This is a genomic window from Collimonas fungivorans Ter331, from assembly GCF_000221045.1.
Lineage (GTDB): Bacteria > Pseudomonadota > Gammaproteobacteria > Burkholderiales > Burkholderiaceae_D > Collimonas > Collimonas fungivorans_A.
The window spans coordinates 4,336,125-4,348,963 of record NC_015856.1 but is presented as its reverse complement, the minus strand read 5'-3'; the positions used below and the strand labels follow the sequence as shown (position 1 = coordinate 4,348,963).

The 12,839-nt window shown below is 59.6% G+C and carries 5 protein-coding genes and 2 pseudogenes; 5 read left to right on the top strand and 2 right to left on the bottom strand.

Annotation, left to right across the window (positions count from 1 at the left end; genetic code table 11):
- Nucleotides 1–274 precede the first annotated feature (274 nt).
- The gene (locus tag CFU_RS19325; RefSeq protein ID WP_014007688.1) at nt 275–607 is read left to right on the top strand and encodes a hypothetical protein; all 333 of its coding nucleotides are present in this window, start codon (nt 275–277) and stop codon (nt 605–607) included.
- 87 nt (nt 608–694) lie between these two features.
- Here CFU_RS19325 and CFU_RS19320 read toward each other — a convergent pair.
- Nucleotides 695–874 (bottom strand): annotated as a pseudogene (locus CFU_RS19320) (helix-turn-helix domain-containing protein); the annotation flags it as partial.
- Nucleotides 875–1,418: 544 nt separating this feature from the next.
- Here CFU_RS19320 and CFU_RS24045 point away from each other — a divergent pair.
- Nucleotides 1,419–1,799: pseudogene (locus CFU_RS24045) on the top strand (helix-turn-helix domain-containing protein); the annotation flags it as partial.
- Between the two features lie 1,142 nt (nt 1,800–2,941).
- Here CFU_RS24045 and CFU_RS19315 read toward each other — a convergent pair.
- Entirely contained in the window at nt 2,942–6,163 is a 3,222-nt protein-coding gene (locus CFU_RS19315; protein WP_050808659.1) for a di-heme oxidoredictase family protein, read from the bottom strand.
- An 855-nt stretch (nt 6,164–7,018) separates the two neighbouring features.
- Here CFU_RS19315 and CFU_RS19310 point away from each other — a divergent pair.
- From CFU_RS19310 to CFU_RS19300, 3 genes are read left to right on the top strand one after another with little or no spacing between them, the layout of a single operon-like run.
- On the top strand, nt 7,019–8,500 hold the full coding sequence (locus CFU_RS19310) for an efflux transporter outer membrane subunit (protein WP_014007685.1): 1,482 nt from the start codon (nt 7,019–7,021) through the stop codon (nt 8,498–8,500).
- Nucleotides 8,501–8,523: 23 nt separating this feature from the next.
- Nucleotides 8,524–9,708 (top strand): efflux RND transporter periplasmic adaptor subunit, encoded by a 1,185-nt coding sequence (locus CFU_RS19305; protein WP_014007684.1) that lies wholly within the window; start codon nt 8,524–8,526, stop codon nt 9,706–9,708.
- Nucleotides 9,709–9,721: 13 nt separating this feature from the next.
- Entirely contained in the window at nt 9,722–12,808 is a 3,087-nt protein-coding gene (locus CFU_RS19300; RefSeq protein WP_014007683.1) for an efflux RND transporter permease subunit, read from the top strand.
- The last annotated feature ends 31 nt before the right edge of the window (nt 12,809–12,839 follow it).

The window sequence follows — 12,839 nt, the reverse complement described above, 5'->3', positions numbered from 1 at the left end:
GTTTCTATAGCACATGGATTGACATGCTCGTATCCTATGACGCCATGTTGGTTGGCATCGAGAAGAAACGAAACATGTTCCGCCAGGCCGAAACCGGCGTTCCGCTGAATATCTCTTCACTCGTTTCTTTGCCTGCCTCCCTCCCTCCCAGGAGCTTCATGGCATAGTTGTAACCGCGTGTAATGTGCGTCAACAATTCCTTTGCAGCACTCGTTAATTGCTCAGGTCCTCAGGAATTATCCGGGGGTAATCAAGATAACGTAAAGGTGCACAAATGAACAAATTAATCGCTACTTTGATCGCAGGCTTGTTTGCTACTTCTGTTTTCGCCCAAGGCGCTGCGCCAGCTGCACCGGCAGCCGCACCTGCCGCAGTTACTGCCGCCACTACCCCGGCAGTCAAGGCTGATGCAAAGACGGAAGCAAAGACCGCTGGTGCTGAAGCCAAGGTCAAGACCGCGACCAGCAAGGCTCACCACAAGGCTGTAAAAGCCAAGTCGGAAGCAAAAAAACCTGTCGCAAAAGAAAAGGCAGAAGCACCGGCAGCCAAGGCTGACATCAAGGCGCCTGTTGCCAAGGCCGATGTGAAAGAAGCTGCACCTAAGTAATCAGCATCACGCCGTGAACGTCGCGGCTGCAATCAAGATGGTGGCCATGCATGCGGAAAATGACGCGTCCATGGCCATTATCGCAGGTCACAGATGGGGATCATTCACCTCCCGCGCATAACGCGCCGGCGCCAATCCCACATGCCGGGTAAACGCAACGCTGAACGCGCTCGCAGAGCCATAGCCCACCCGCTCAGCCATCTCCGCAACGCCACCCTCTTTTCGCCGCAGCAGATCCTTGGCCATCGCCATGCGCCAGGCCAGAAAAGATATCTCGAATGCATTCTTCGCCGTCGGCAGGCCGATCAAGGCCTGGCGCACCTGATCGAATGCGCAAGCTCGCCGAGCAGTGCCTGTTGGGGGCCGCTTGCCAGAATATGAAGAAGATCGCGCTGCTGCTGGCGCGGCTTTTAGCTTCTTTAAATCTCTATTTCGACCGCACATATGCCTTAATGCGCCATTTCCTCTGGCACGACGCATTTCTCTGCCGACCGCCTGTTTTTTAGTGTCGCGGCGCAATTCAACCCACAAAAAATAAAACCCACCAAAAAATGGTGGGTTCGTCAACAACCTGAGGCCCTGCAAAGCAGGGCCTTTTCTTTAATAGCTGGGGGAACGAGCCAATTGGACTGATCAGTCAGACTGCAGTATCCGCTCGGGTCGAACCCCACATAGAAGGTGTACCAGCAAATTTTGAACAACCACTGTTGATTTGCGTCGAAAACTGACCCACTTAGCGGGATAATTTGCATCGAAAATTGACCCACGTATAGACCACAATCCTACTCAATATAGTGAGTGGGAGATTGGAGTGATCGACGTGGCATTATTAGGCATTATTCGACGCTGGCACCTTCGCGACCAGGTCTCCCTGAGGGAGATCGCCAGGCGCTTAGGCATCTCCAGAAACACCGTCAGACGTTATCTACGCTCTGAAATCATAGAGCCGGCTTACAGGGATCGACGCACTCCCAGTGCTCTTGATCAGTACGCCTTCAAACTTTCATCCTGGCTTAAAACCGAAGCGACCAAATCTCGAAAGCAGCGCCGCAGCTTGAAACAGATCCATGCAGATCTATGTGCGTTAGGCTTTGAGGGATCGTACGACCGGGTTGCCGCCTTTGCGCGACAGTGGCGCCTGGATCAGTTGGATAGGGTCAATTCTGCAAGCAAAGGAACAGTTACCCCTATTCCAGCATCCCGGTCAAAATGGACGCTGGACGGCCCAATCGCTCCACTCGGATAGACATTCCTGGCTCATGTGCGCTGGTCTGCATATGAATTTCTGGCAACATTAATATCGTCTTTAAGCGGACTGAAGACAGCGTAGTTATTCCGACCAATTAAAGTCGAAAACATGGCCATAGCATCCTTGCGGGTTCCAGACCTTGCGGATCCAGCTACAAATTGTCCAAAGTCGAAAACACATTGCTGCAAGCTCAAGAAGTCGGCATTCTTCCAACAAATAAAGTCGAAAACTAACCGTTTCGATACGCCGACATGCTGAGAAAACCTTGGCCGAGCCCGAGGGGCTCACTCCAAAGTATATCAATTGCTTGTTATACATACATATACTTAGTTATATATTGGTAGATACTGCCCAGACCTCGGAGCAATTGCTGTTCCCGTTGTGTAGCTCAAATAGCAGCTTCGGTATTAGAGGGGAATGTTTGACAGGCCTCAGGGTGTCCCTTGATGCGAGTACGTGCTTGATACTGTGATGAACCGCGCTTACGGATTTATGCCATGTTAAAAGTCTCGAGGTTGGAGACCCAATGGCGCAAAAATGGCGCAAGAGCCGTAAACAGAAAAGGACCAGCATGTAGCTGACCTTTATGTATCCTGGCTCTCCGACCTGGACTCGACCCAGGGGCCTGCGGATTAACAGTCTTCCAAGAGATGTTATTGTTTCGGTTGGTAATACCGATCATCTATTTTCGACTTTAATGGCCTGTTTTTGATTTTAATTGCAAGGAATAGTAGTTCAAGGTGGGCGAAAACTTTCGGAGATTATTGCTTGTCAACGGCTAAAATTTCGGAGAAATTTAATGTAATATTTCGGACATTTTTAATTAATTGTTGTTAATATCCTTATAAATCAATTGGTTAGAATGTGCACTATTGTGGATATTTATGATCGCGGACAGCTTCGCGGGATAATCTTCATGCCCGAATTCATTTAGCCCGGACTTTTCCTATGGAGAAAGATGGCCGGAGCCACCATCTTTCTGTGAGTATTCAGCGAATCCGGAGAGACGCGCTGGATTTATGTTGTAATTTTAAAACCATTTTTATTGGTGCGCAGGGTGGGCAGAAGATCTGCCCACCGTACAGCTACAGCGACCTGAGGAACGCCAGCAGCGCATCACGGTTGGTCGCCGACAGGGCCTGGAAGCGCTGGCGGGAACGGTCCGCTTCGCCGCCGTGCCAGAGGATGGCCTCGGTCAGGCTACGGGCGCGGCCATCATGCAGATAACCGACCTTGGCGCTGTTGCCCATGACCTTGTCTGTATAACCGATGCCCCACAAAGGCGCGGTACGCCACATGCCGCCTTTGGCCTGGCCTTCGGTAAACTTGTCGGCCAGGTCGGTGCCCATGTCATGCAGCAGCAAGTCGGTATAAGGATGGATGGTCTGGTTGCGCAACTCGGCAAACAGATGGCCCGGTCCGGTCTTCATCTCGGTCGCATGGCAAGCCGTGCAGCGGATGCCCTGGAAGATCTTGGAGCCGCTACTCACCTGTGCCGGATCGACGCGGTGTTCATCCAGCGGCGCCACGCCCTTGGGGAAACCGCTGGCGATACTGCGCTGGGCCGGCACGCCCACCAGTGACAGATAGTTGGAGATCGATTGCAGGTCGGATTCCGAGATGCCCTTTTGCGCCCCGGCGGCAGCGCAGCCGGCAGGGTCGGTGTTGCAGGCACGGTTGGGGTAGACCGGCGAGGTCACCGCCATGTCCAGCAGCAGCGCGGAAGCGGCCTGCTGGCGCAGCGTCGCCTTGGATGCCTTCCAGCCGAAACGGCCGACACGCACGGCGCCTGACTCCGGATCGAAAACGAAGTTAGGCAAGCCCTTGACGCCATCCGCATCCGGCGTGGTCCGGGCGCGCGCCAGGATGTCCGCTTCCGGCACCGCTTCCAGCAAGCCGGTGCCGATCATTGGTTGCGCGGCGCGCAGCGAGACGGCATCCGGCACCGGCCCCTCGAACGCCAGCGTCGGCTTGCGCAGTGCGACTGTTGTGCCGTCCGCCAGCGTCATCGAACGGGATTCGAAGCCGCCGACACTGACGCTATTGCCCCAGTTCTGCGAGGTTCCGCTGGCCGAGACGCCATTCATCTGCACCGCGGTGCCATATTGCGGATGCGGCAGCTGCTGCCCCGAGGCATCGATCATCGCCACCCGCACCGACATGCTGTCGAGCCGCTGGTTCAATCCGCCCGGCGCGATGCTGCGGCCATTGTTGACGTGGCAGGCGATACAGGCGGACTGGTTGAATCGTCCTCCCTGCAGCCCGACAGCCGGCGCGTAGCGGTCGTTGCCCGGCTCATTGTGGTCGCCGGTGGTGAAGTTGGTATGCACCAAACGCCGGCCTTCGACGAAGCGCTGCATGTTCTGCATGCCGATATTGTTCTGCGGCTGCTGGAACATGAACAAGCCATTGTCCGAGTAGTTGTAGGATATCGAACCCACCCCGCCCGACAAGGTCTCGGCCGGCAGCGGCACCGAATTCAGGCGCGGCTGTACGCCGTACCAGGGCCGCAGGCCGGTTCCCACCACGTAGATCCATTCAGCCGAATAGTAGCGGATGCCGCCGTCGTCGCCTTTGGCCAGCATGGCGTCCTTGGTCGAGAAGAACGATGGCGAGACTTCGATGATGTCGCCCACCACCAGCGGCCGTCCAGGGACGTTGCCACCATTGGGGAAGCCGTCGGCACCAAGCGCGCCGTGCCCCGGGTAGCCGCTGACAGTCAGGCTGCAGCCGTTGTTGTATATGCCGGCGTTGGCCAGTTTGCCGTTCGGCGGGTAGGGCACGGATGGGCAGATGGTGAGATTGCGGTCGACCAGCTCGCCGGGATTCATCCAGCCGTAACCGGTAACGCCAGGCCGGTCGAAGGCGCGGAACCAGGCCACGCCGCCAGGCAGCTGGGCCTGCTGGAAGTACTGGTTGACTTTCAACGTCGGCTTGGTCACGCCCGCCACGCGGCTATTGTCGACCACCTCGAAACCCCAGGTGCGGTTCTTGAAATACTGCGGCACAAAAGTCAGGTAATTGCCCGGACCTTTGTCCACCGGTGCGCCGGTGGCAGGGTCGACGGTGTCGTTCGGGCCGTAGCCGATTTCATTCCAGTCCTCGCCGCGCTCGCGGCCATGGCGCGCCAGGCCGCGGGCGCCGAAGCGGGTGACCAGCGTGCCGTCGGGCAGCGTGAACTGCAGCGTTTCCAGCGGCTCGGCCGATCCCGGCAATGGCGCCCAGCCGCTGCCGCTGGCAGGGAATTTCAGGGCCGATGTGGCGTTGTTGGGCAGCGTGTTGTCGCTGCCCGGCGTCTTGAACTGCACCTCGAACAGCGAATAGCCATACTGCGTGGCGCGGGCCACACCCTGCAAGCGGATATAGCGGGCATTGACGCCGAGGTTGAAGAATTCCTCGGTGCCGCCCTGGCCGTTGCTCACGTAGCGCAACTGCGACCAGGTCACGCCGTCATCCGACACGCGCAGCGCGTACTGCTTGCCGTAGGAGTTTTCCCAAAGCAGCTTCATGTAGCCGACCTGCGTCTTGGCGCCGAAGTCGAACTGGATCCAGGCGCCGTCCTCGGAGGCGCTGGACCAGCGCGTAGTCATTTTGCCGTCGATCGCCATGGCCGCCGACAAGCCTTGGTTTTCCAGGGCCGACGAAGTCGCCGCGACGGGCGTGATGATCAGGCCCGGTTTGCTGGTGTCGGCCGGCACCGGTACAGGATCGGTGACCGGCGGCGCAACCGGGGCGCCGGAGAAAGCCTGGATCTCCAGGATCGAATAGCCGTACTGGGTCGAACGTTTGATGCCCTTCATGCGCAGGAAGCGGCCCTGGCCCGAGAGCCCGGTCCAGTCTTCGGAGCCGCCGCCGCTGTTGTCCACGGTCTTGATCGTGGTCCAGTTGGCGTTGTCGTCGGAAACCTGCAGCAGGTATTGCAGAGCGTGCGCGTTTTCCCAGTCGATATGGACGCGGTTGATGACCTGCGATGTGCCGAAATCCAGCGTCAGGTATTCGTCGTCGGAGAAGCCGCTGCCCCAGCGTGTGCTCTCGTTGTGGTCAATGGCCGCAGCGGCGGACAGGTCGCCGCGTTCCGCCGAACTGGCGCTGGCGCTCACTGGCGTGAGCACGGTTTCCGCCGCTGAGCTCGCCGCGGCCAGGGCTTTGGACGACTTGGCCGCCGCGGCATCCTGGGCGGCAGGATCGTCGCTCCCGCCGCCGCAGGCTGCCAGCAGCAATGCCAGGGCGAGAGGCAGTACTTGTTTACATAACGGTCCGAAATTCGGCTCCGATTTCGGCCGACGCTGATATGGCACTTTGTTCATGATGCATTCCTTTGTTTTTGTTATTACGTTTCTGGTCAAAAAACGATTTGTTTAGCTGGCTCAATAAACGGGCCGCAGTGGCGGTGCAGGAACTTGCATATGAGCAAGTGTCGTACCAGCAATATTGACGCTGTTTTTTTGACATTTAGTGGCAATAAAAAATTTATTGCCATTCATTGGTCAATAACTGACATTTTTTGTCGTCGGAACGGATATATGCGGCAAGCAGATGTTTTATTTGTTTAGTTACTCAACGTTGACATCATTTTCAGGCATGTAAAGGTGGAGAAGGCGGGAGATGAAGACAGGAAACTCGTAGGGTGGGCACCTGTGCCCACGCGGAACGTCGATCATTCGAGGAGCAGATTCAGCGTGGGCAGAAAATCTGCCCGCCCTACGTTATGCCGTTTTAACCCCCTTGTCCTGCTGTCTTCACGATCGATTAATGATCGGGCAAAAAAACCGGGCATCATGCATGACTCCCCGAAGCCGCCAGCCCATGCCACTAAAGTGGTATGGGGCTTACTAAACAGGGCAGAAGCACGCTATTATTGCAGCGCAGAAATTTTACGGGATGCCTTTTTTAGTAATTTTTTGATAATATTTCGCGGATATTTCCTGCGATATGCCCGATTGCATTTCATCCCGTGTTTTAGCCGGTTTATCCCCACGATTCAGCAGCTTGTCGCAATCGCGTACCGGACAGCAATTTTCCTCTTTACAGTGGCGGCACACACTGTACATTGGAGAGTTGCAGCAAATAGCCAGAGACAGCGTTACAGCCAGTAAAGCAGCACAAAACAATTAAAAATCCCGCATTTGGGAGCCCCTCAAAAAATCATGTAAGGGAAAAGGATGCGTTTATTCAAGATGCTCGGCAGCGTACCCCTGCTGTCCGTGATCGCCGGTTGTGTTGTCGGGCCTACCTACCAGGAACCCTCGCCAGCTACATCGTCACAAGCCGTGCTGCCGCAATTCCAGGCCAGCCTCCCGCCAACCGCCGCCAATGGTGCGGCCAACCTGACGGACTGGTGGTCGCAGTTCGACGACCCGCTGGTGAGCGAACTGGTGGCAACAGCCCAGGCCAGCAACCCGAGCCTGGCGCAGGCCTTGGCGCGTATCGCGCAGGCGCGCGCCGCGGCGGGTTCCGCCGGCAGTGCGCTCTTTCCTTCGGTGGCTGCCGACGCCAGCAGCATGCGCAGCAAATCGCTCACCGGCACCACCGGCCTGGGCAGCGCCAGCATCATCACCACCAACAGCACTGCCGCCTTCGACGCCAGCTGGGAACTTGACCTGTTTGGCGGCAAGCGCAAGACGGCCGAAGCTGCCAATGCGCGTGTGTTCGCCCGCAACGCCGACTGGTACGGCGCCAAAGTGTCGCTGGCGGCGGAAGTCGGCAGTACCCTGGTGAACTACCGTGCCTGTGTCGCCATTGCGGCGATGCTGGCGCAGGACCTGAAGTCGCGCGAACAGACCGCTCAGCTGACGGCGCTGAAAGTCAAGGCTGGCTTTACGGCGCCGGCGGACGGTGCGCTGATCAACGGCTCTACCGCGGACGCCCGGCAAAAACTGGTGGTGCAGCGTACCGAGTGCGATCTTGACGTCAAGGCCCTGGTGGCGCTGACCGACATTGCCGAACCGGCCTTGCGCACCAAGCTTGCGGTCAACGAGCGTCTGCCGACGCCGCGCGGTTTCGTGGTCGAGAGCGTGCCGGCGCAGGCTTTGTCGCAACGGCCTGACATCGCTGTCGCCGAGCGCGAACTGGCGGCCGCCAGCGCCGAGATCAATGTCGCCCAGGCCAACCGCTATCCGAGCCTTTCGCTGCTGGGCAGCATCGGCATCGGCGGCTTCCGCTTCGACGGCAGCAGCTCCCGTTCCGACACCTGGTCGTTCGGTCCGTCGCTCAAGCTGCCGCTGTTCGATGCCGGGCTGCTCAGGGCGCAAGTCGACCTGGCGCGCGGCCGTTACGACGAGGCCTATGCCGGCTACCAGCTGCAGGTGCGCACTGCGGCGCGTGAAATCGAAGAAGCGCTGGTGCGGCTGGATGCGGCTGCGCGGCGCGAAGACGATGCGGCGCTGGCGGCGAAGGAATACGAGAGCTACTTCCGCGCCAACGACGACAAATTCAAGGCCGGGAGCGGCAGCCTGTTTGAACTGGAAGATGCGCGCCGCACTTTCCTGTCGGCGCAGCAGACTCAAATCAGCGTACAACGCGAACATGTGACCGCCTGGATTGCACTCTACAAGGCCCTGGGCGGAGGCTGGCGTAATGGCAAGGAGCAGGCTGCAGTAACACCAGCTACCCCTGCACGCGCGCCAGACACCGATCGTTCTTAATACTATCCGTAAAGAATCCTGTCATGAAAAAGCCATCTTTCAAGCAAGCAGCAATCGTCGCCGCCGTGGTCGTGATCGCCAGCGGCGCGTTCTGGGCCACTACCAGCAACCACGCCAAATCAGGCGACAAGGCGGGCAACAAGGAAGCGGCCAAGCCAAAGGCCTCGCTCACCGTCACCACCACCAAGGCGCAAACCGTCGACTGGCCGCTGTCGCTGACCGCCAACGGCAGCATCGCCGCCTGGCAGGAAGCCGTGGTGGGCAGCGAGCTGGGCGGCTTGTTGCTGTCGGAAGTGCGGGTCAATGTCGGGGATGTGGTCAAACGCGGCCAGGTGCTTGCGCGCTTTACCAATGAAAGCGTGGCGGCCCAGGTGGCCCAGCAAAAAGCCGCGGTGGAGGAAGCGCGCGCGGCTTTGTCGGAAGCCGACGCCAACGCCGAGCGGGCGCGCACCCTGGTTAACAGCGGCGCCTTGAGCGGCCAGCAAACCACGCAGTATGAAGTGGCTGAACGCAGCGCCAAGGCGCGTTTGCTGTCGGCCCAGGCCAGCCTGGAAATGCAGCAGATCCGGCTGCGCCAGACCGAGGTGATCGCGCCTGACGACGGTGTCATTTCTTCACGCAGCGCAACCGTCGGTGCGGTGGCGTCGCAGGGCCAGGAACTGTTCAAGCTGATCCGCCAGAGCCGCCTCGAATGGCGCGCCGAAGTCAACGCTACCGACCTGCTGCAGATCAAGGTCGGGCAGGCGGTGAAACTGCGTGTCACCAACGGCGTGCTGGTCGACGGCAAGGTGCGCATGATTGCGCCGACGGTGGATCCGGCTACCCGCAACGCGCTGGTGTATGTCGACCTGCCGGTGCCGGGCAGCGCCCACGCCGGCATGTTCGGCACCGGCCAGTTCCTGCTTGGCCGCGCCGAGGCGCTGACCTTGCCGCAAAGCGCGGTGGTGATGCGCGACGGTTTCAGTTATGTCTATCAGCTGGGCAAGGACGATAAAGTCATCCAGACCAAGGTCAACCTGGGACGGCGTGTCGGCGAACGGATTGAAGTGGTCGACGGCGCCAGCAGCATCACGCCGGCCATGGTGCTGATTGAAAAGGGCGCGGGCTTCCTGGCCGACGGCGACACCGTGCGCGTGGCGAATCCGGCCGCGAATCCAGCCGAAAATAAGCCGGTCGCCGCCAACGCCGCGCCGCTGGCCTTGAAGTAACCCGGGAGCCGCCATGAATTTTTCCGCTCTGTCGATCAAGCACCCGGTTCCCGCCATCCTGCTGTTCATCATGCTCACCGTCATGGGGCTGATGAGTTTCAAAAGCATGCTGGTCCAGGATTCGCCCGATATCGATTTTCCCTTCATTTCTGTTTCCACCGCCTTGCCGGGCGCTTCGCCCTCGCAGCTGGAAACCGAGGTGGCGCGCAAGATTGAAAATTCGGTCGCTACCGTCACCGACATCCGCCATATCTACACCACCATCAACGATGGCGTGGTCAACATCAATATTGAATTCCGCCTGGAAAAAGATATCCAGGAAGCCATGGACGATATACATGATGCGGTCAACCGCGTGCGCAGCGATTTGCCGATCGACGTCCGCGATCCGGTCTACGGCAAGGCCAGCACCTCGGGCCAGCCTATCATCACCTACACCGTCAAGTCCGAACAGCTGGATGAAGAAGCCTTGTCCTGGTTCGTCGACAACGAGGTATCCAAGGCCTTGCTGTCGGTGCCTGGCGTCGGCAAGATCGCCCGCGTCGGCGGCGTCAACCGTGAAGTGCTGGTGGAACTCGATCCGGAGCGGATGGCGGCCCTGAACGTGTCGGCGGCGCAGATCTCGCGCCAGCTGCAGCGCGTGCAGCAGGAAGCGCCGGGCGGCAAGGCCGATATCAGCGGCGCCCGGCAATCGGTGCGCACCATCGGCACGGTCGGCAATGTAGCGGAAATCGCTGCCTTGCAGATGGCTTTGCCGGACGGCCATGTGATCCGGCTGGACCAGGTCGCCAAGGTGACCGACGGCGTCGGCGAACGTACCGCCATCACGCTGCTCGACGGCAAGCCGGTGGTCGGCTTTGAAATCACGCGCAGCAAGGGTTCCAGCGAAATCACGGTATCCAAGGCGGTGAAGAAGGCGGTCGCGGCGCTGGGCGAGAAAGCTTCCCATGTGAAGATCGAGGAAGCCTTCAACAACGTCGACGCGGTCCAGGAAAACTACGACGGCTCCATGTCGCTGCTGTATGAAGGCGCGCTGCTGGCGGTGCTGGTGGTCTGGTTCTTCCTGCGCGACTGGCGCGCGACGCTGGTGGCCGCGGCGGCGCTGCCGCTGTCGATCATCCCGACCTTCATGGTGATGAACTATCTCGGCTTCACCCTCAACGGCGTGACCTTGTTGTCGCTGGCGCTGGTGATCGGTATCCTGGTCGACGATGCGATCGTTGAAATCGAAAACATCGTGCGCCACCTGCGCATGGGCAAGACGCCGTACCAGGCGGCGATGGAAGCTGCCGACGAAATCGGCCTGGCGGTGGTGGCGACTACCTTTACGCTGGTGGCGGTGTTCCTGCCGACGGCGTTCATGAGCGGCATCGTTGGTAAATATTTCAAACAGTTCGGCTGGACCGCGGCGATTGCGGTGACCACCTCGCTGGTGGTGGCGCGGCTGCTGACGCCGATGATGGCGGCCTATCTGCTCAAGCCTATCCTGCATGAAAAGAAGGAAAGCCGCCTGATGGCCAAGTACCTGGTGATCGCGTCCTGGTGCATGCGGCACCGGGTCAAGACCATGGGCATGGCGGCGCTGTTTTTTATCGCATCGCTGGCGATGATCCCGTTCCTGCCGACCGGCTTCATCCCGGCCAGCGACCGCGGGCAGACGCAGGTGACGCTGGAACTGCCGCCCGGCAGCATCCTGGAGAACACCCGCGCCAGCGCCGAGTATGCGCGCAGCTTGCTGCTGACTAACAAGGATGTGTCGCAGGTATACAGTGCGATCGGCGGCGACGATGCGCGGCGCGCCACCCTGACCGTGCTGCTCAAGGATCCGCCGGAGCGCAAGAAGAAACAGAGCGAAGTCGATATCGAGCTGCGCAAGCTGCTGACCAAGTTGCCTGGATTGCGCTACACCGTCGGCGCCGGCGGCAACGGCGAGGAATTGCAGCTGCTGCTGTCGGGCGACGATCCGCAGGCGCTGAGCGCGGTGACGCAGGCGGTGGAGCGCGAGATCCGCACCATTCCCGATCTCGGCAACGTGACGTCCAGCATCAGCCTGGTGCGCCCGGAAATCATCGTCACGCCTAACTTCGCGAAAGCGGCCGACCTTGGCGTCACCGCATCCGCCATCGGCGAAACCTTGCGCATAGCGACCTCGGGCGACTACGACCAGTCGGTCGCCAAGCTGAACCTGCCGGAACGCCAGGTGCCGATCCGGGTGCGCCTGCCGGAAGACGCGCGGCATGACATGAGTGTGCTGGAACGTTTGTCGGTGCAGGGGAAAAGCGGCAATGTGCCGCTCAGCTCGGTGGCCGATATCCGTTTCGACAGCGGACCGGCGCGCATCGACCGCATCGACCGCAACCGCCGCGTGATCATCCACGTCGAACTGAACGGCCATGAACTGGGCGAGGTGATGGACAAGGTCAATGCCTTGCCGAGCCTGAACAACCTGCCGCCTAACGTCAAGCGCGGCGCGCTGGGCGATGCCGAAGTCATGAAGGAACTGTTCTCCGGTTTCGCCCTCGCGATGCTGACCGGCGTGCTGTGCGTCTACATGGTACTGGTGCTGCTGTTCAAGGGTTTCCTGCAGCCGGTGACGATCCTGGCGGCATTGCCCTTGTCGATCGGCGGCGCGTTTGCGGCTTTGCTGATCACGCACAACTCGTTCTCCATGCCGTCGCTGATCGGCCTGCTGATGCTGATGGGGATTGCGGTCAAGAATTCGATCCTGCTGGTCGAGTACGCCATCGTGGCCCGCCGCGATCACGGACTGAGCCGCTTCGACGCCTTGATGGATGCCTGCCACAAGCGGGCCCAGCCGATCGTCATGACGACTATCGCGATGGGCGCCGGCATGCTGCCTATCGCGCTGGGACTGGGCGCCGATTCCAGCTTCCGCGGTCCGATGGCGATTGCCGTGATCGGCGGCCTGGTGACTTCGACCTTCCTCAGCCTGCTGGTCATCCCTGTGGTGTTCACTTACGTCGACGATTTCCTGGTATGGGCGGGCCGCAAGCTGCGGCGCAAGCACCATCACGGCGAACGCCTTGACGAAGCGGGCGGTAGTGCAGTCGGCGGCAAGCTGCATACGTCCGACATGTAATTTTCTGTTCCTCGAAAACGATAAAGCGCCT